Annotated in this window: 17 protein-coding genes and 1 pseudogene; 9 read left to right on the plus strand and 9 right to left on the minus strand. The window is 73.6% G+C overall.

Annotated features, from left to right (window positions below; all coding sequences use genetic code 11):
• Positions 1–36: 36 nt before the first annotated feature.
• The 3 genes and pseudogenes from ACN28A_RS31605 to ACN28A_RS31615 all read right to left on the minus strand — a co-directional run bounded on the left by ACN28A_RS31605 (position 37) and on the right by ACN28A_RS31615 (position 2,909).
• On the minus strand, positions 37–780 hold the full coding sequence (locus tag ACN28A_RS31605) for a histidine phosphatase family protein (protein ID WP_421401507.1): 744 nt from the start codon (positions 778–780) through the stop codon (positions 37–39).
• A 179-nt stretch (positions 781–959) separates the two neighbouring features.
• Positions 960–1,793 carry an undecaprenyl-diphosphate phosphatase gene (locus ACN28A_RS31610; protein WP_421401510.1) on the minus strand — a complete coding sequence of 278 codons (834 nt, stop codon included), beginning with the start codon at positions 1,791–1,793 and terminating at the stop codon, positions 960–962.
• 64 nt (positions 1,794–1,857) lie between these two features.
• Positions 1,858–2,909: pseudogene (locus ACN28A_RS31615) on the minus strand (LLM class F420-dependent oxidoreductase).
• Between the two features lie 212 nt (positions 2,910–3,121).
• Between ACN28A_RS31615 and ACN28A_RS31620 the strand changes: the two are divergent.
• Positions 3,122–4,093 carry an aldo/keto reductase gene (locus ACN28A_RS31620; RefSeq protein ID WP_421401513.1) on the plus strand — a complete coding sequence of 324 codons (972 nt, stop codon included), beginning with the start codon at positions 3,122–3,124 and terminating at the stop codon, positions 4,091–4,093.
• A 204-nt stretch (positions 4,094–4,297) separates the two neighbouring features.
• The gene (locus ACN28A_RS31625; RefSeq protein ID WP_278061779.1) at positions 4,298–4,489 is read left to right on the plus strand and encodes a DUF5703 family protein; all 192 of its coding nucleotides are present in this window, start codon (positions 4,298–4,300) and stop codon (positions 4,487–4,489) included.
• A gap of 49 nt (positions 4,490–4,538) precedes the next feature.
• On the opposite strand, the gene ACN28A_RS31630 is transcribed toward ACN28A_RS31625, so the two are convergent.
• Positions 4,539–5,207 (minus strand): hypothetical protein, encoded by a 669-nt coding sequence (locus ACN28A_RS31630; RefSeq protein WP_421401516.1) that lies wholly within the window; start codon positions 5,205–5,207, stop codon positions 4,539–4,541.
• Between the two features lie 184 nt (positions 5,208–5,391).
• A complete protein-coding gene (locus ACN28A_RS31635; RefSeq protein WP_421401518.1) occupies positions 5,392–6,723 on the minus strand; it encodes a M20/M25/M40 family metallo-hydrolase in 1,332 nt (443 codons plus the stop codon).
• 155 nt (positions 6,724–6,878) lie between these two features.
• On the opposite strand from ACN28A_RS31635, the gene ACN28A_RS31640 reads away from it, so the two are divergent.
• The 3 genes from ACN28A_RS31640 to ACN28A_RS31650 all read left to right on the plus strand — a co-directional run bounded on the left by ACN28A_RS31640 (position 6,879) and on the right by ACN28A_RS31650 (position 9,384).
• A complete protein-coding gene (locus tag ACN28A_RS31640; RefSeq protein WP_421401520.1) occupies positions 6,879–7,538 on the plus strand; it encodes a hemerythrin domain-containing protein in 660 nt (219 codons plus the stop codon).
• Positions 7,539–7,619: 81 nt separating this feature from the next.
• Positions 7,620–8,318: a ThuA domain-containing protein gene (locus ACN28A_RS31645; protein ID WP_421401522.1), complete on the plus strand. Its 699-nt coding sequence runs from the start codon at positions 7,620–7,622 to the stop codon at positions 8,316–8,318.
• A 94-nt stretch (positions 8,319–8,412) separates the two neighbouring features.
• Positions 8,413–9,384 carry a LysR family transcriptional regulator gene (locus tag ACN28A_RS31650; RefSeq protein ID WP_421401525.1) on the plus strand — a complete coding sequence of 324 codons (972 nt, stop codon included), beginning with the start codon at positions 8,413–8,415 and terminating at the stop codon, positions 9,382–9,384.
• A gap of 36 nt (positions 9,385–9,420) precedes the next feature.
• Here ACN28A_RS31650 and ACN28A_RS31655 read toward each other — a convergent pair whose 3' ends face one another.
• A complete protein-coding gene (locus ACN28A_RS31655; protein WP_421401527.1) occupies positions 9,421–10,707 on the minus strand; it encodes an MFS transporter in 1,287 nt (428 codons plus the stop codon).
• 560 nt (positions 10,708–11,267) lie between these two features.
• Between ACN28A_RS31655 and ACN28A_RS31660 the strand changes: the two genes are divergently transcribed.
• Both ACN28A_RS31660 and ACN28A_RS31665 read left to right on the plus strand, forming a co-directional pair.
• Positions 11,268–12,761 carry a S1 family peptidase gene (locus tag ACN28A_RS31660; RefSeq protein ID WP_421401530.1) on the plus strand — a complete coding sequence of 498 codons (1,494 nt, stop codon included), beginning with the start codon at positions 11,268–11,270 and terminating at the stop codon, positions 12,759–12,761.
• A 228-nt stretch (positions 12,762–12,989) separates the two neighbouring features.
• Positions 12,990–13,226, plus strand: a complete 237-nt coding sequence (locus ACN28A_RS31665) for a hypothetical protein (protein ID WP_421401532.1) — start codon at positions 12,990–12,992, stop codon at positions 13,224–13,226.
• Between the two features lie 166 nt (positions 13,227–13,392).
• Here ACN28A_RS31665 and ACN28A_RS31670 read toward each other — a convergent pair whose 3' ends face one another.
• The 3 genes from ACN28A_RS31670 to ACN28A_RS31680 all read right to left on the minus strand — a co-directional run bounded on the left by ACN28A_RS31670 (position 13,393) and on the right by ACN28A_RS31680 (position 16,641).
• Positions 13,393–13,743: a DUF3140 domain-containing protein gene (locus ACN28A_RS31670; protein WP_421401535.1), complete on the minus strand. Its 351-nt coding sequence runs from the start codon at positions 13,741–13,743 to the stop codon at positions 13,393–13,395.
• Positions 13,743–13,910, minus strand: coding sequence for a hypothetical protein (locus ACN28A_RS31675; RefSeq protein WP_421401538.1), 168 nt, complete (start codon positions 13,908–13,910; stop codon positions 13,743–13,745). Before ACN28A_RS31675 ends, ACN28A_RS31670 begins: the two co-directional genes overlap by 1 nt.
• Before the next feature lie 163 nt (positions 13,911–14,073).
• Positions 14,074–16,641, minus strand: coding sequence for an ATP-dependent Clp protease ATP-binding subunit (locus tag ACN28A_RS31680; RefSeq protein WP_421401540.1), 2,568 nt, complete (start codon positions 16,639–16,641; stop codon positions 14,074–14,076).
• A gap of 161 nt (positions 16,642–16,802) precedes the next feature.
• On the opposite strand from ACN28A_RS31680, the gene ACN28A_RS31685 reads away from it, so the two are divergent.
• Together ACN28A_RS31685 and ACN28A_RS31690 are read left to right on the plus strand one after the other, a co-directional pair.
• Positions 16,803–17,201, plus strand: a complete 399-nt coding sequence (locus ACN28A_RS31685) for a hypothetical protein (RefSeq protein ID WP_421401543.1) — start codon at positions 16,803–16,805, stop codon at positions 17,199–17,201.
• Positions 17,202–17,440: 239 nt separating this feature from the next.
• Positions 17,441–17,701 carry a hypothetical protein gene (locus tag ACN28A_RS31690; RefSeq protein ID WP_107259179.1) on the plus strand — a complete coding sequence of 87 codons (261 nt, stop codon included), beginning with the start codon at positions 17,441–17,443 and terminating at the stop codon, positions 17,699–17,701.
• Positions 17,702–17,703 lie beyond the last annotated feature (2 nt).

The following is a 17,703-nucleotide window of genomic DNA, read 5'->3' on the forward strand; positions in this document are numbered from 1 at the left end:
CCGCTGCGCCGGGCTGGTCGGGACCGGGACGGCGGGTCACCGCTGCCGCCCGTCCGCACCGCCGCCCGATCCGGCACCGGCGGCGCCGACGCCGCCGCCGACCGCCGCGTCCGAGGAGACCGACCGGGGACGGCGACGGCGACCGGTACGCGGCGGAACCAGGCCGGTCAGGTCGCCGCCGGTGTCGTTGAGCCGCAGCAGGAAGGGGCGGACCGGGGTGTAGCGGATGCCGGTCACCGAGCCCGGGTCGGCCACGATCCGCTGGAACTGGTCCAGGTGTACGCCCATCGCGTCCGCCACGATGGCCTTGATCACGTCACCGTGGCTGCACGCCAGCCAGATCGCCTCCGGCCCGTGCTCGGCGGTGACCCGGGCGTCCCACCGGCGTACCGCCTCGACCGCACGGGCGGCCATCCCGGCCATCGACTCCCCGTCCGGGAAGACGACGGCACTCGGGTGCTGCTGCACCACCTTCCACAGTGGATCCTTCGCCAGCTTCTTCAGCGGCTGGCCCTGCCAGACCCCGTAGTCGCACTCGACAAGCCCCTCCTCGACCACCGGTACGGCGTCCGGCAGCGCCAGCTCCAGAGTCTGCCGGCAGCGGATCAGCGGACTCGTCACCACCGCCGCCAGCGGGATCGCCCGCAGCCGGCCGCCCACCGCCGTCGCCTGGGCCCGGCCGGTCTCGTCCAGCTCGACGGGTTGCCGTCCGGCCAGGCCGCCGTCGGCGTTCGCCGTGGTCCGGCCGTGCCGCAGGAGCAAGAGGGTCGCCACGCTCACACCCTACGTTCCGGTCCCGGCCGGCCCGCGCGAGCCGCCCGAATCGCGCCCCCCGCCGCCCACGGGCCGATGCCGGGAGGCCGGCCCGGTCGAGCGGGTACGTCGAGCGGCCGAGCGGTGGGTCGAGCGGCCGAGCAGGCCCCGCCTCCGTCTCGGTGGCCGTGCAGGGTGGGTCGGGGTCAGGTGGCGGAGATCGTGCCGGTGAGCAGCAGGGCCAGGACCAGGCTGCCCAGCGCCACCCGGTAGAGCACGAAGACGTAGAGAGTGTGGTGCGCGACGTAGCGCAGCAGCCAGGCGATGGCGGCGTACCCGACGCCGAAGGCGATGATCGTGGCCACCACCATCTGGGCCGGGGTCGGGATCGCGCCGCCGCCGCTGGTGTCGAAGACGTCCGGAAGGCTGAAGACGCCGGACATCACCACCGCCGGGATGGCCAGCAGGAACGAGTACCGGGCCGCCGCCTCACGGGTCAGGTTGAGGAAGAGCCCGGCGGTGAGCGTGCCACCGGACCGGGACACCCCGGGAATCAGCGCCATCGCCTGCGCGAGACCCATCACGATGCCGTCCCGCAGGGTGAAGTTCTCCAGCCGGCGGGTCTGTCGACCCCAGTACTCGGCGAAGGCCAGCACGAAGGCGAAGACGATCAGCGTGGTGGCGACCAGCCAGAGGTTCCGGGCGGCGGTGCGGATCTGGTCCTTGAACAGCAGGCCGAACACGCCGATCGGGATCGACCCGATGATGACGTACCAGCCCATCCGGTAGTCGAGGCTGGACCGGACGGACGGGTCCCAGATGCCGATCACCCAGACCCGGGTGATCCGCCAGATGTCCTTGGCGAAGTAGAGGAGTACGGCGGCTTCCGTGCCGAGCTGGGTGACCGCGGTGAACGACGCACCGGCGTCCTGGTCGAAGAAGATCGCCGAGGTGATCCGCAGGTGACCGGAGGAACTGATCGGCAGGAACTCGGTGAGGCCCTGGACCACTCCCAGGACGATTGCCTCGATCCAGCTCACCCGCGCACCCCGCTCCCCGCCGTACCCCGCCCGCCGTCCGCCGGCCCCCGCTGGCCGGAGCCGCTCACTCGCCGACCCCGGCGAGATCCAGCGCCTCGGCGCAGGTGCGCAGGGTCTGGATGCCACTTTCGGCGTCGGCGACGAAGAGGCTCACCGAGAGGGTCGTCACGCCGGAGGCGGCGTACTCGCGCATCCGGTCGGCGATCCGCTCCTTCGGCCCGAGCATCGAGGTCCGGTCGATGAACTCCAGCGGTACGGCCGCCGCCGCGTCCCGCTGCCGCTTCGCCAGGTAGAGGTCCTGCACCTCGCGGGCGGCGTCGCCGTAGCCCATCCGGGTGGCGAGCTGGTTGTAGAAGTTCTGCTCCCGGCTGCCCATCCCGCCGACGTAGAGCGCGGCGTACCAGCGGACCAGCTCGGCGCAGGTGCCGACGTCGTTCCCGACCACCACCGGCACGCTGGGCACGATGTCGAAGCCGGCGAGTTCCCTGCCGGCCTTGGCCCGGCCGGCGGCGACGGTGCGCAGCTGGTCGGCGGCGAAGTCCGGGGCGAAGAAGATCGCCAGCCAGCCGTCGGCGATCTCACCGGCGAGTTCGAGGTTCTTCGGGCCGACCGCGGCCAGGTAGATCGGGATCTCCTCGCGGGGCGGGTGGAAGCCGAGCCGCAGCGCCTTGCCGGGGCCGTCCGGCAGCGGCAGCCGGTAGTGCGCGCCGTCGTACTCCACCGGCTTGCGGGCGATGGCCAGCTTGACGATGTCGACGTACTCCCGGGTCCGGGCCAGCGGTTTGGCGAACCGCACCCCGTGCCAGCCCTCCGAGACCTGTGGGCCGGAGACGCCGAGGCCGAGCCGGAACCGGCCGCCGGAGACCGCGTCGATGGTGGCGGCGGTCATCGCGGTGGCGGCCGGGCTGCGCGCCGGGATCTGCATCACCGCCGAGCCGACGTCGATCCGCTCGGTCTGGCCGGCGAGCCAGGCCAGCATGCTGGGCGAGTCCGAGCCGTACGCCTCGGCCGCCCAGACCACCGAGTAGCCGAGCCGGTCCGCCTCCGGGCCAGGGCCAGATGGTCCGCCGGAGTGCTCCACGCCGTCTGGTATCCGAGGCTGAGCCCGAGTCGCACTGGTCCCTCTCCCCCATCCGCTGCGCAAGTCGCATCAGGGTACGCAATGACCGCTGACCGCCCTCCGCTGACCCGCCGATGCCGGACCCATACCTCGAAGTCGGTTTTGTGCCGGTCCACCCTCGCCGCCGCCGTGACCCGGACCGGGAAGCCTGCCCGGGATGGTGGGAGCGAGGATATCGGCGGAGCGATGTTCTGAATAAGGTTCAACCATGCGACAACGACCGCTCGGCCGAAGCGGGCTGGCGGTTTCCCGGCTCGCGCTCGGCACCATGACCTGGGGTCGGGACACCGATGCGGACGACGCCGCCGCCCAACTGAAGAGTTACCTCGATGCCGGCGGCAATCTCGTCGACACCGCCGACGTCTACGGCGACGGCGACGCGGAGGCGGTGATCGGCTCGCTGCTCGGCACCCTGGTGCCCCGGGACGACCTGCTGATCGCCACCAAGGCGGGGCTGCGGCCGGGTGCCGACCGCCGCCGGGACACCTCCCGGGGCCATCTGCTGCGCACCCTGGACGCCTCACTGCGCCGGCTCGGCACCGACCACGTCGACCTGTGGCAGGTGCACGGCTACGACCCCGCCACCCCACTGGAGGAGACGCTGGCCGCCCTGGACCACGCCGTGCACAGTGGCCGGGTCCGGTACGTCGGGGTCTCCAACTTCTCCGGCTGGCAGACGGCCCAGGCGGCCACCTGGCAGGCCGCGTTCCCCGGCCGGGCACCGGTGGTCGCCGCCCAGGTGGAGTACTCGCTGCTGGAGCGCGGCATCGAGCGGGAGTTGCTGCCCGCCTGCGAGAGTCTGGGGCTGGGTGTGCTGCCCTGGTCGCCGCTCGGTCGTGGGGTGCTGACCGGCAAGTACCGGCACGGCCGCCCGGCCGACTCCCGGGCCGCCTCGGCGCACTTCGAGCCGTTCGTCGCCCGCTACCTGGAGCCACGCTGCTCCAGCATCGTGGAGGCGGTGGCCACCGCGGCCGGCGGTCTGGGGGTGTCGCCGCTGGAGGTGGCGCTGGCCTGGATCCGGGACCGGCCCGGGGTGGTCGCCCCGATCCTCGGCGCCCGCACCGTCGGCCAGCTGCTCGGGGCACTCCAGGTGGAGCGGATGACACTGCCGCTGGAGATCACCCGGGCGCTCGACGACGTCTCGGCCGTCCCGGTCGGCTACCCGGAACGGGACAGCTGACGCCCCGGCGGCAGGACGGGAGCGCCGAGCCCGGCCCCGGAACGGGACGACAGCCGGTCGGGGAGGTCGCCGTCCGGAACGGGACGACAGCCGGTCGGGGAGGTCGCCGCCCGGAACGGACGCCGGCCCCTGGCCGGAGACCATCGGCAGGTCACGGTGGGGAAGGACTGGTGCCGCTCCGCGACGGTGGGCAGGATAGAGGACATGGACTACGAATACGCGCCATTGCGGTTACCGCCGAATGTCGACCGGATGACCGCGATGGCGCAACTGGCGATCCAGGCCGAGTTCTCCGGCTGGGAGCTGGCCCGGGTGCGACTGTTCCGTGACGGCACGCGGCAGGTGGTGCTGCGCCGCCGCGTGGTCAACCAGTCGCAACCGGGCCTCTCCTACTAGCTCCCCGGGCTGCCACCCCACTTCCGCCCCGGGGTGCCGCCGAGCCGCCCTACCGGGCCTGCTCGGCCTCCTCGTCGGCGTCGGACAGGAACGGGTGCTCGTCCAGCCGGCCGACGAGCCGGTCGTCGGCACCCGGCGTGAACGGCCCGCTGCTGTCCTCGTCGTCGAACGACTCCAGGTCCAGCGGCACCGAGACCTCGCTGACCATCACGACGCCGTCCAGCGGCTCCAGCTCCGGGATGTCCAGGGCACCGAGCGACCCGTCCCCGGTCTGCAACAGCTCCAGCACGGCCTCGCCGACACCCTCCACCGCCGGCGACTCCTCCTCGTCCGGCACGGCGGCCCGGCGGGCGGCCTGGGCCACCCGGAGCAGGGCGGCGACGCTCGGTACCCGGTAGTCGCGCCGGTGGCGTACGGAGAGGACCATCGGGTGCGGGTCGTTCGGCTCCGAGCCGTCGGCACCGCCCAGCCCCACCCCGAAGCGCTCGTCCGCCTCGTCCGGGTCGATCGCCTCCACGTCCCACGGCGTGACCTCGCCGAAGGCGTCGAGCAGTTGCTCGTCGTACGCGTACGACGCGTTGTTGAGCTCGACGTACGCCTGCCAGACGGCATCGTCGTCGATCCGGCCGTCGGCGGCCCGGACCGCTGCCAGGTGCGCCCGGGCGGTCTCGACGACCCGTTCCAGGGCGGCGTCCAGCTCGGCGTGCTGGTCGGTCATGGTGTGGCCTGTCCCTTCGCTGCGATGTCACCGGCCCGCCGGGGCGACCGTGGCGCCGGGCGGGAAGTCGATCCGCCGACGCGGGTCGGGAACCGACGGACCGGGATTGGATGGAACCGGAAGTGGATGGATCAACCGGGGAACCGTAGACGAGTGCCGCCGGATCCGCCAGGTGGCCGGGTGGTCAGCTCTGCCGGAGGAACCGGTCGAGCACCCGTACGCCGAACTGTAGTCCGTCGACCGGCACCCGCTCGTCGATGCCGTGGAACAGCGCGGAGAAGTTCAGGTCGGCCGGCAGCCGCAGCGGCGCGAAGCCGAAGCAGCGGATGCCGAGCTTGGCGAACGCCTTCGCGTCGGTGCCGCCGGAGAGCATGTACGGCACCGGCCGGGCGCCCGGGTCCTCGGCCCGCAGCGCCGCCGCCATCGCGTCGACCAGGTCGCCGTCGAAGCTGGTCTCCAGCGCCGGCTGCCGCTGCACGTGCTCGATCTCGATGTCCGGCCCGATCACCTCGCGCAGCTGTTCCATCAGCAGCTCGGACTGGCCCGGCAGGCTCCGGCAGTCGACAGTGGCGCTGGCCCGGCTCGGGATCACGTTGTCCTTGTAGCCGGCGGCCAGCCGGGTCGGGTTGGCGGTGTTCCGGACCGTCGCGCCGATCAGGTTGGCGATCGGGCCGAGCTTGGCGATCGCCAACTCCGGGTCGTCGGGGTCGAGTTCGATGCCGAGCGCCTCGGAGACCTGTTCCAGGAAGGCCCGCACGGTCGGGGTGACCACGATCGGGAACCGGTGCCGGCCGACCCGGGCCACCGCCTCGGCCAGCGCGGTGACGGCGTTGTCGTCGTGCACCATGGAGCCGTGCCCGGGGCGGCCCCGGGCGTGCAGCCGCAGCCACTCCAGGCCCTTCTCGGCGGTCTCGATCAGATAGAGCCGCAGGTCGGGGCTGACCGTGTAGGAGAAGCCGCCGACCTCGCCGATCGCCTCCGTGCAGCCCTCCAGCAGCTCGGGGTGCCGCTCGACCAGGAAGTGCGCGCCGTACTCGCCGCCGGCCTCCTCGTCGGCGGTGAAGGCGAGCACCAGGTCGCGGGGCGGGCGTACCCCGGTGCGCTGCCAGTCGCGGAGCACCGCCAGCACCATCGCGTCGAAGTCCTTCATGTCGATCGCGCCCCGACCCCAGAGGTAGCCGTCGGCGACCTCGCCGGAGAACGGGTGCACCGACCACTCGCTGGCGTCGGCCGGTACGACGTCCAGGTGCCCGTGCATTAGCAGGGCGCCCCGGCCCGGGTCGGTGCCGGGGATCCGGGCCACCAGGCTGGTCCGGCCGGGTGCCGATTCGCGTAGCTGCGACTCGACGCCGACCTCGGCGAGCTTCTCCGCCACGTACTCGGCGGCGCGGCGTTCGCCGACGGTCGTCTCGGGGTCACCGGTGTTGCTGCTGTCGATCCGGAGCAGGTCCCGGCACAGCTCGACGACCTCGTCGGCGGCGCTCGGGAAGGCGGAGGACCCGGGCTGGCTACTCATGCGGTTCTTCATACCAGCCGGGCGGCCCCGCGCGCCCCGCCCCCACCCGGTGTCGGGTTTCGCCGTCCTGGGCGGAGGGTACCTGCGGGTGTCCGCGGAGCAGCGCCGGTCGATGGACACCGGCGGACCGGCGGACCGCAGTGAGGAGGCCAATCGTGAGCGTGCCACTGCCGCCACTGCCCCCGACCGGTGACGACGAGGAGTACCGGCCCGGCGGGCGCAGCATGGTGGACCTGCTCGCCGAGGAACACGACCAGATCGTCGCGCTCTGCGGCGAGCTGACCGAGGACATCGGCCCGGAGCGCCGCAGTCAGGTCGCCGAGGTGCTGACCGCGACCGTCGCCCGGCACCTCTCCGGTGAGGAGCAGTACCTCTACCCGACGATCCGCAGCACCCTGCCCGACGGTGCCACGCTTGCCGACCGGGAGATCGCGGCGGACACCGACGTGCTGCGTACGCTGCGGGAACTCGCGCAGGTCACGCCGACGGAGCCCCGATTCGCCGAACTCGCCGACGAGGTCACCGAGCAGCTGCGCCGGCACGCCTCGACCGCGTCGGCGGAGATCTTTCCCGCCCTGCGGGCGGCGGCCAGCGACACGGAGCTGATCCGGCTCGGCAACCGGGTGGAGATCGCCGAGGAGGCCGCACCGACCCGGCCGCATCCGGACGCCCCGACGACACCCCCGTGGAACCGGGTGGTCGAACCCGCGCTCGGCGTGGTCGACAAGGTACGCGACGCGGTGAGCGGCCGGCCGACGTACGTCGAGGACCTGAACCCGCCGGCCAGCACCGCGAACCCGACGACGGGAGCCTGACCCTCGACGGGATGACATGATCGTGCTCGGCCCGGTGCGGATCTCCGCGCCGGGCCGGGTGCCGGTGGACGGAGGTTGGCGGTGCGGGACGCGCTTGTGGTCCGGGGCGGCTGGGAGGGACACGTCCCGGTGGCCGCGACGGAGTTGTTCGTCCCGTTCCTGCGGGACGCGGGTTTCACCGTCGAGGTGCACGACGACCTCGCCGTCTACGCCGACCCGGACCGGATGGCCGCCGCCGACCTGGTGGTGCAGTGCTGGTCGATCGGGACGATAGGCGACGCGCAGGCGGCCGGACTGGCCGCGGCGGTCCGGGCCGGCACCGGGTTCGCCGGCTGGCACGGCGGGATCGTGGGCGCCTTCCACCACAACGCCTACCACCAGCTGACCGGCGGGGTGTTCGTGCACCATCCGCCGGGGTTCTCCGACCACGAGCTGACCGTGCTGCCGGAACGGGCCGACCATCCGATCGTCCGGGGCATCGGCACGGTGCGCCTGCACACCGAGAAGTACTGGGTGCTGTCCGATCCGCTCAACGACGTACTCGCCACGGTGACCTTCGACCCCGAACCGGCGGGGCGGGACGCGGCGGCGGGCGACGGCCAGCCGGCCCAGGGCACGCCGTGGGACCGTTCGGTCACCCTGCCCGCGGTCTGGACCCGGAGCTGGGGCGCGGGTCGGGTCTTCGTCTCCACGGTCGGGCACAAACTCGACGACCTGACCCTGCCGCCGATCCGCCGGATCACCGAACGGGGGCTGCTCTGGGCCGCCCGCCAGATTTAGGTGTCCGTTCGGTCGCAGTTTGGGTTTCCTTTGGGGGATCTTTCACTGGTCGAAGGTCTAGCCGTGAATCCCTTTCGGGTCCTACCGTCACGCTATGAACCTGGAGCTGCGGCACCTCAAGGTGGTCTGCGCGATCGCGGAGACGGGCAGCGTGACGAAGGCGGCCTCCGCTCTCGGCCTGGCGCAGCCCGCGCTCACCGCACAGCTCCAGCGCATCGAGCGGACTCTCGGCGGCCCGCTGTTCGAGCGGGACCGACGCGGCGCCCGACCGACCGCGCTGGGCGAACTGGTCCTGGCCCGGGCCCGGGTACTGCTCCCCGCGATGAAGGGGTTGCAGGACGAGGCGGCCCGGCTGGCCGGTACCGGCACCACGATGACCCGGTTCCGGTTCGGCGGGGTGAACAGCCCGATCCTCGGTGGACTGGTGCACCGGCTCGCCGCCGACCAGCCGCACGCGCAGATCAGCACGCACGCCTCCTGGTCGGTGGACGAGCTGGCCCAGATGGTGCTCAGCGGCCGGCTCGACTTCGTGCTCTCCGGGGTCTGCGGCGACGCCGTACCGTCGGCGGAGTTCGGGCTGACCTGGCGGGCGGTGGCGGTGGACGCCGTCTTCGTACTCCTGCCGGAGGCGCATCCGCTGGCCGCGCACGACGAGGTGCACCTGGCGGCGCTGGCCGGGGAACGCTGGGCGGCGGCGCCCGGGGACGGCTGTTTCGCGGACTGCTTCGTGGCGGCCTGCGCCCGGGCCGGCTTCACCCCGGCGAAGATCTACGAGACCGACATCCGCAGCTGCATCGACCTGGTCGAGGCCGGCGAGGCGATCGCGCTCGCCCAGGCCACCTTCCGGCCGGTCTCCGGCCTGGTCACCCGGCCGTTGGCGCACACACCGCTGCGCTGGCGGCTGCTGCTCGGCTGGCATCCGGAGGCTCCGGCGGCCGGCATCGCCGACCGGGTGCTCGGGCACGCCATCGCGGCCTACACGGACTCGCTCTCCCGGAACCCGAACTACCTCGCCTGGCTGGCCCGGAACCCGAACTTCGGCCCGCAGGACCTGGCCGCCGCCTGACGCGGAGCTGCCGGGTCGAGCACGGACAGCTCCGCCTCAGGCGGCGAGCCGGCGGGTGAGCCGCCACCAGATCGCGAACTGGCCGAGTGCCAGGACGACGGCGAAGGGCAGCAGGGTCCACACCCCGATCCCCTGCGCGACGACGCCGGCCAGCCAGGGAAAGAGCGCCCCGCCGATCACCGACACCCCGTTCAGTACGCCGATCGCGGTCGGGACCAGGCGGCTCGCGGTCAGCCGGGGCACCATCGCCATCGCGGTCGGGAAGAGCGGCCCGAGGAAGAAGCCGAGCAGTACCAGCGCGACACCGGCCAGCGCCGCGACCGGTACCGCCCAGGCGAGTACCGCGCAGACGGCGACCCCGGCCAGGCAGCCGGCACTTGTGGCGGCCGGAGTCAGCCCGGCCCGGGTGGCGAGCGGGCTGATCAGGAAGCGGCCGGCGGTCAGGCCCAGCCAGTAGCCGCTGACCGCGTAGCCGGCGAGTACCTCGGACTGCCGGTAGCCGTCGACGAGCAGGGTGAAGGCCCAGTTGCCGACGCTGATCTCCAGTCCGACGTAGCAGGCGAGGAAGACCGCCGCCAGCAGCACCGCCGGCTGCCGCAGCGCCGCGACCAGCAGACCGCCGCCGGGCCGACGCTCCGTGCCGCCGGCCGGCGCCGGACCGCCGCGGGCCGGACCGCCGCCGGGGACCGGGCTGTCCGGTCCGGGATCCGGGTCGCGGCCGGGGACCGGGCTGTCGGGTCCGGGATCCGGGTCGCGGCCGGGGACGTGCCGCTTCGGGTACGCCAGCAGGAAGCCGGCCAGCAACGGCAGGGCGGCCAGGCCGAGTACCAGCCACACGGCCGTCCACGGCAGCGCGCGCAGCATCCAGGCGGCCAGGGCCGGAGCCAGCAGTGCCCCGACGCCGAAGAAGGCGTGCAGCCGGTTCAGCAGCGTCGTCGCCCCGGGCAGTTCGCTGAGGTGGGCGTTGAGCACCGACTCCAGTACCCCGATGCCGTAGCCGGCCACCACCTGCACCGCGACGAACGCCAGGAAGGGCGGGCGGACCGCCGTGTAGAGGGCGGCGAGGACGAAGGCGCCGCCGCCGGCCGCCAGCGCGGCTCGGGTGCCGAGGCGGTCGATCAGGCCGCCGGTGCTGATCCCGGCCAGCAGGAAGCCTGCGGAGAAGGTGAAGAAGGTGAGCCCGATGGTTGCCTTGTCCACCCCGTAGTCGTCGATCTGGGCCGGCAACAGCACCCCGGCGACCCCAGCGCTCAGGCCGACCAGGACGAACGCGGCATAGGCCAGTACGACCACGGCTGGCCGGGCGCTGCGGGTGGACGGCACGGACGCTCCTCGGCGGGGCGACGGGGGTGTCTGGGCCGGTGACGAACGGGCGGGGATCGACCCGGCGCCCAAGGTTACGAGGTCCCGCCGGAGGTCCCGCCGCCGGCCGGGCGCCGCGCCCGCGCCCGCTGCCGGGCGGGGCGGTATGAGCTAGGCGGGATATACCTGGGTCGATCCTGGCCGGGCTACCTTAACCATGCCCTGCCCGACCCAGAACCGCTGGTACCGGCGACGTCGACATCGCCACCACCGGCGGGCCTGACCCCCGGTCGGCAGGGCGCCGGCCACCGTGCGCCGCCCGGTTCCGGGCCGGACGGCGCACGGGCCGGACGGCGACCCCGGGCCGGACGGCGACCCCGGGCCGGACGGCGACCCGGGCCGGACGGCGACCCCGGGCCGCCCCTGCGGCTGCCGGCGGGCGTGCCGCCACCCGCAGGTCGACCGCTCGCGCGCCGCCCACCGGCATCCGCGCCCAGGACGGGGACGCCGCCGACGCCGACGGCCGGCTCCTGCTCCGCACCCCTCCCCCACCCCCCGAACTTCCGACAAGGAGACTCCGGATGAAGCGAAGACTCGCCACGCTGGCAGCGGTGACCCTGCTGCCGGTGGGGATCCTCGGCACCGTGGCGCCACCCGCCGCCGCGGCGCCGGACAACGGCACGGCGGAACCGGCTCCGGCCACCGCCGAGGCCGCCAGCCCGGAGATGCTCGCCGCGATGCAGCGCGACCTCGGGCTCACCGCCGCGCAGGCCAAGACCCGGATCGGCCGGGACGACCAGGCCAGCCGGACCGACGCCGGACTGCGCAAGTCACTCGGCCGGGCGTACGCGGGCGGCTGGATCTCGCCGGCCGGCGACCTCGTGGTGGCGGTCACCGACCGCGCCCAGGTGGCCCGGGTGACCGCGGCCGGTGCGCAGCCGAAGCTGGTCGCCCGCAGCGCCGCCCAGCTCGACGAGGCGAAGTCCACACTGGACAGGGTCGCCGCGAAGGCGCCCGCCGGGACGGTCCCCGGCTGGTACGTCGACGTGCCCACCAACAGCGTCGTGGTACTGGCGAACGGCGGCACCTCCGCCGCCACCGCCTTCGTCGCGGCCAGTGGAGTGGACGCGTCGGCGGTACGGGTCGTCGCCACCACCGAGGCACCCCGGCTCTACTACGACGTGCGCGGCGGCGACGCCTACTACATGGGCGGCCGCTGCTCGGTCGGCTTCTCCGTCACCGGCGGTTTCGTCACGGCCGGGCACTGCGGCCGGACCGGTACCGCCACCCAGGGCTACAACCAGGTCACCCAGGGCACCTTCCGGGGTTCCTCCTTCCCCGGCAACGACTACGGCTGGGTGCAGACCAACAGCAACTGGACCCCGCAGCCGTGGGTGAACGACTACGCGGGCGGCAACGTGACGGTGGCCGGTTCCACCGAGTCCGCGGTCGGCGCGGCGATCTGCCGGTCCGGCTCCACCACCGGCTGGCGGTGCGGCACCGTGCAGGCCAAGAACCAGACGGTCAACTACGCGGAGGGCTCGGTCGGCGGCCTGACCCGGACCAACGCCTGCGCCGAGCCGGGTGACTCGGGCGGCTCGTGGCTCTCCGGCCAGCAGGCCCAGGGCGTCACCTCCGGCGGCTCCGGCAACTGCTCCTCCGGCGGCACCACGTACTTCCAACCGGTCAACGAGATCCTCTCGGTGTACGGGCTGACGCTGCGTACCAGCGGTGGTGGCCCGGGCGAGCCGCCGCCCAGCGGCACCTGCACCGGGTACGCCAGCACGTTCACCGGTTCGCTGGCCGCCGGCGGGGTGCAGTACCAGCCGAACGGCAGCTACTACCAGACGACCCGGTCCGGCACCCACCGCGGTTGCCTCGACGGGCCGTCCGGAGTGGACTTCGATCTCTACCTGCAACGGTGGAGCGGCAGCTCCTGGGTGATCGTGGCCCAGGGCATCTCCTCCGGGCCGGACGAGACGGTGTCGTACACCGGCGCCGCCGGCTACTACCGGTACGCCGTCGACGCGTACAGCGGGTCGGGCAGCTACACCCTGGGCGCCACGGCGCCCTGACCGGTGGCCCGGTGCCGCCGCACCGGGCGTCACCGGCGCCGGCTACGACCTCGCCGGGCTTCCCGCGCGCCACGCGGGGAGCCCGGCGACGGGTACCCGGGCCGAGTCCGCCGACGCGGTTCAGGCGCCGGGCACGCGCGCTGCGGTGCCGGGGCCCGGCCGGTGCCGGCGGCAGGCTGTTCGGGCCGGACCGGTGCGAAGCGGGCCGCAGCGGGTACCGGTACCGGCATGACCGACATGATCCCGCCCGAGGACGACCGGGAGACGGTACGCCGGGCCGCCGCCGCGCACACCGCCGCCTCCCGCGACGTGGAGGCGTTCCTGCGCCGGCTGTCGGCGCAGCCGAGCCCCGAGGACGTGGCCGAGTACGCGGCGCTGCTGGCCCGGGAGGAGGCGCTGCGTGTCGAGCGGACCGACGCCGCCGAGGCGGCCGGGCTGGACGTCCCGAGCATCGGCGGCGCCTGAACGAGGCCGCGTCGACGGCGCCTGAACCGGACCGCGTCAACGGCGCCTGAACCGGACCGGCCCGCCGGCAGGGCTCGGTCGTTCCCGTCCGGAGGCCGGAGACCGGCCCGGTTCTCCTCACCGGCCCGGTCCTCGCGCCGGCCCGGTCCGGCACCGCCGGTCGCGGTTACCGTTCGAGCAGTGGGTCGTGGCCGAGGTCGAGCAGGGCCCGCCGCCACTCCTCGTCGGTCACCCCGCCGGTCGGCCGGGTGTCGAGCAGGTCCTCGATCTCGGCGACCGTCTCCCGCATCACCTCGATGTCGCCACCGGTGAGGTCCACCTTGCGCTTGCCGAGCACGGCGAGGATCCGCCGGCCGCGTTCCGGCAACCCGAGGTCCGGGTCGGCGCCGAACGCCTCCTCACCGGACCCCTGGGTGAGCAGCCAGCTGCGCAACTGCTCCGAGCTGACGTTGACCCGGCTGTGGAAGTCCTGCCACAACTGTTCCACCTCCGGCTCCACCCGCTGCTGCCGGGCCATCACGCCTCCTCCTCCGGCCGCGGCGCGGACCGGTCCGGCTCCTCGTCGGTACGGTTCCGGCCGTCCTCGGGTGCCCGGGGACGTGCCGGCCCACCGGTGGCGGCCGGTGGCCGCAGTACGGCATCGGTCTTCGCGCTCTTCTCGCGGTTCTCCTCGGGTTGACTCACCCGGTTCTCCTTCCTCGTCCCGGCCGGCGGACACCGACCGGCCCCGACCGGGCTGGCGGCCATCGGCCCGGCCCGACCACGTCGGCGGAGAGCGGCCCCACCAGGTGGGCGCGGATACCGGGCCGGGCCGGGCCCGTTCCGGGCCGGTGGTCGCGGTCTGCGCTCAGCGGCCGTGCGTGGCGGTGGCCGGGCTGCGCCCGCCGGGTTTCGACCCGGCCCCGACGTCGAAGGTCAGTTCGCCGTCCCGGGTGCCGACGGTGATCCGCTGTCCCGGCTCCACGGTCCCGTCCAGCAGCATCCGGGAGAGCCGGTTGTCGATCTCCCGCTGGATGGTCCGGCGCAGCGGCCGGGCGCCGAACTGCGGTTCGTAGCCGTGCTCGGCGATCCAGTCGATCCCCTCGGTGTCGAACTCGACCTCGATGTCCTGGGCGTGCAGCCGGCGCCGGGTCTCGTTGAGCAGCAGCTCGGTGATCTGCCGGAGCTGCGCCGTCTCCAGCCGGCGGAAGATGATCACCTCGTCGATCCGGTTCAGGAACTCGGGGCGGAACTGCTCCTGCAACCGGCGCATCAGCCGGTCCCGCAGCTCGGTGTTCTCCTCCTCGGCGGCGTCCGCGCCGCCGCCGAAGCCGACGCTGCGCTGGGTGCCGGTGATCAGTTCCGAACCGAGGTTGCTGGTCATGATCAGTACGCTGTTCCGGAAGTTCACCGTCCGGCCCTGGCTGTCGGTGAGCCGCCCGTCGTCGAGTACCTGCAACAGGATGTTGAAGACGTCCGGGTGCGCCTTCTCGATCTCGTCCAGCAGCACCACCGCGTACGGGCGGCGGCGTACCGCCTCGGTGAGCTGGCCGGCCTCCTCGTACCCGACGTAGCCGGGCGGTGCGCCGACCAGCCGGCTCACCGTGTGCCGCTCCTGGAACTCGCTCATGTCCAGCCGGACCATCCGGTCCTGCTCCCCGAAGAGCGCCTCGGCCAGCGCCCGGGCCAGTTCGGTCTTGCCCACCCCGGTCGGGCCGAGGAAGAGGAAGCTGCCCATCGGCCGGTCCGGGTCGGCCAGCCCGGTACGCGACCGGCGCACCGCCTCGGCCACCGCGCTCACCGCGTCGTCCTGGCCGACCACCCGCTCGTGCAGGTGCCCCTCCAGCCGGAGCAGCCGGTCCCGTTCCTCCTCGGTGAGCTGGCTGACCGGGATGCCGGTGGCCCGGGAGACCACCTCGGCGATCTCCTGGGTGCCCACCTCGGGCACCGCCGGCTGGTCGCCGTTGCCGTTCGCCACGTGCAGCCGCTCGCGCAGCTCGTGCAGCCGGTCGCGCAGTTCGGAGGCGCGCTCGTACTGCTCGTCGGCGACCGCCTGGTCCTTGTCCCGGCGTACCTCCTCCAGTTCCTGCTCCAGCTCCCGCACGTCCCCGGCGGGCGTCCGGGTCCGCAGCCGCACCCGGGCGCCGGCCTGGTCGAGCAGGTCGATCGCCTTGTCCGGCAGGAACCGGTCGGTGACGTACCGGTCGGAGAGTTCGGCGGCGGCCACGAGTGCCTCGTCGGTGAACCGGACCTGGTGGTGTGCCTCGTAGCGGTCGCGCAGCCCGCGCAGGATCGCGACGGTGTCGTCCACGCTCGGCTCGGGCACCAGGACCGGCTGGAACCGCCGGGCCAGCGCGGCGTCCTTCTCGATGTGCCGGCGGTACTCGTTGAGCGTGGTCGCGCCGATCACCCGCATGTCGCCGCGGGCCAGCGCCGGCTTGAGCATGTTGCTGGCGTCCATCCCGCCCTCGGCACCGGCACCGCCCGCGCCGACCAGGGTGTGCAGCTCGTCCAGGAAGATGATCAACTCGTCGCCGTGCGCCCGGATCTCGTCGAGCACCTTCTTCAGCCGCTCCTCGAAGTCGCCCCGGTAGCGGGTGCCGGCGACCAGGCCGGCGAGGTCGAGCTGCACCACCCGCTTGCCGATCAGCGTCTGCGGCACGTCGCCGTCGCAGATCCGTTCGGCGAGTCCCTCGACGATCGCGGTCTTGCCCACCCCGGCCTCGCCGATCAGCACCGGGTTGTTCTTGGTACGCCGGGACAGGATCTCCACCGCCTGCTCGATCTCGTCGTACCGGCCGATCACCGGGTCGATCTCGTCGGCGCGCGCCAGGTCGGTGAGGTCCTGGCCGTACTGGTCGAGGGTGGGGGTGCCACGGTCCGGTTTGGCGCCGCCGTTCCCGCCGCCGCCGCTGGCACTGGCCGCCTGCAACGACTGTGGCTGGATCCGGCCGGCCGCCAGCATCCGGCCGGCCGGCGACTCGGGGTTGAGCGGCAGGGCCATCAGGATGTGTTCCGGCCCGATGTAGGAGGCGCCCATCGCCCGGGAGAGCTGGTGCGCGTCCAGCAGTGCCCGCTTGGCCGCCGGGGTGAGCGCCATGTTGGACGGCACCTGGCCGTGCTTGGCCGGCCGTTCCACCCGCTGCTCGCCGCCGAGCGCGCCGAGCAGCGTCTCCGGGTCGGCGCCGGCCCGGCTGAGCAGGTCCCGCAGCGGTTCCCGTTGCAGAGCCGCCCAGAGCAGGTGGTCGGTGTCCAGGTCGCTGCTGTTCGCCTGGGCCGCCCGGCGTGCGGCGTCGGCGAGCATCTCCCGGGCGTCCGCGGTCATCAGCCTGGTGATGTCCACCCGCTGCCCCTGCCGACGGCTCTCTCCCCGGCCGAAGTAGCGGGCGAGGAACTCGTCCCACGGATCGGGGCCGTCGCCGGGTCCCTGCGTCATCTCTGATCCCCCTCACGGGCGCGGGCGCTGGCGTCACCTCGGCTACCCGGCGGAAGGCCCGACAAACCCGGCGTAACCACAGCCCGGGCGTCGCGACCGGCGGGCTGGGGCGATGCCCGCGGTAACCGGCTGCCGGGCGCCGTGGATGGCAGGCTGGGCGGATGGCAGAACCTCTCCTCGTCGTGGACGCCGCGAACGTGGTGGGCTCCCGGCCGGACGGCTGGTGGCGGGACCGGGCCGGGGCCACCGCGCGGCTGCGGGACCGGTTGGCGCCGATCGCCCGCGACGGCCTGCCCGGCCTGGCCCCGCCGGTCGAGGTGGTGCTGGTGGTGGAGGGCGCCGCCCGCCGGGTGGCCCCGGCCGAGGAGGTGCGGGTGGTCGCGGCGGCCGGCTCCGGCGACGACGCCGTGGTGGGCCTGGTCGCGGCCGAGGCCGCCGGCCGCAGGTGCGTGGTGGTCACCGCCGACCGGGGGCTGCGGGACCGGGTCACCGCCCTCGGCGCCGAGGTACGCGGCCCGCGCTGGCTCACCCCGCCCGCCGAGCCGGGAACGGGGAACTGACCACCGGGGCTGGAAGTTGCCCGGTCGGATCCGTTCTGCCCGACCGTCGCCAGAGAACTGTCGGAGATCCGACTGAGTAGTCTTCCGGTGACACAAAGTAGGAGGAAGTGCGGGGTACGGCCGTCGCCGGCCGGACCAACAGGGAACGGACAGCCGGGCAGCAAACGCCCAGGGCGCCGTATCGCCTCGATCGGGATAAGCTCTAATTAGAGCCCTCCCCGCCCCCTGGAGGTTTCGCCGTGGCCAGTGTCGCCGAGCTGAAAGCGGCCATCGACGCCGCACTACAGCAGATCGGCGACGGCCAGGCGGCGGTGCAGGCCGCCAGCGACAAGCTCGCCGAGGCGCAACAGACCCTGGCCGGGGCGCTGGAGGGCAGTGGACACTCCACCGTCGACGCCGCCCAGGCGTCGCTGTCCCAGGCCGCCCAGGAGTTGGAGGAGTGCCTCGCCGCGACGCTCGCCGCCGTCGAACACGCCCAGCTCTACGTCTCGACGCTGTAGAG

It is taken from the genome of Plantactinospora sp. WMMB782, assembly GCF_049179135.1.
In the GTDB taxonomy this organism is placed as follows: Bacteria; Actinomycetota; Actinomycetes; order Mycobacteriales; family Micromonosporaceae; genus Plantactinospora.

Excerpts from the sequence above, each read along its gene's own strand:
- ACN28A_RS31620 (WP_421401513.1), top strand. The coding sequence starts at position 3,122 with ATGCGACAACGACCGCTCGGCCGAAGCGGGCTGGCGGTTTCCCGGCTC.
- ACN28A_RS31625 (WP_278061779.1), top strand. The coding sequence starts at position 4,298 with ATGGACTACGAATACGCGCCATTGCGGTTACCGCCGAATGTCGACCGG.
- ACN28A_RS31630 (WP_421401516.1), bottom strand. The coding sequence starts at position 5,207 with ATGACCGACCAGCACGCCGAGCTGGACGCCGCCCTGGAACGGGTCGTC.
- ACN28A_RS31635 (WP_421401518.1), bottom strand. The coding sequence starts at position 6,723 with ATGAGTAGCCAGCCCGGGTCCTCCGCCTTCCCGAGCGCCGCCGACGAG.
- ACN28A_RS31650 (WP_421401525.1), top strand. The coding sequence starts at position 8,413 with ATGAACCTGGAGCTGCGGCACCTCAAGGTGGTCTGCGCGATCGCGGAG.
- ACN28A_RS31660 (WP_421401530.1), top strand. The coding sequence starts at position 11,268 with ATGAAGCGAAGACTCGCCACGCTGGCAGCGGTGACCCTGCTGCCGGTG.
- ACN28A_RS31665 (WP_421401532.1), top strand. The coding sequence starts at position 12,990 with ATGACCGACATGATCCCGCCCGAGGACGACCGGGAGACGGTACGCCGG.
- ACN28A_RS31670 (WP_421401535.1), bottom strand. The coding sequence starts at position 13,743 with ATGGCCCGGCAGCAGCGGGTGGAGCCGGAGGTGGAACAGTTGTGGCAG.
- ACN28A_RS31680 (WP_421401540.1), bottom strand. The coding sequence starts at position 16,641 with ATGACGCAGGGACCCGGCGACGGCCCCGATCCGTGGGACGAGTTCCTC.
- ACN28A_RS31685 (WP_421401543.1), top strand. The coding sequence starts at position 16,803 with ATGGCAGAACCTCTCCTCGTCGTGGACGCCGCGAACGTGGTGGGCTCC.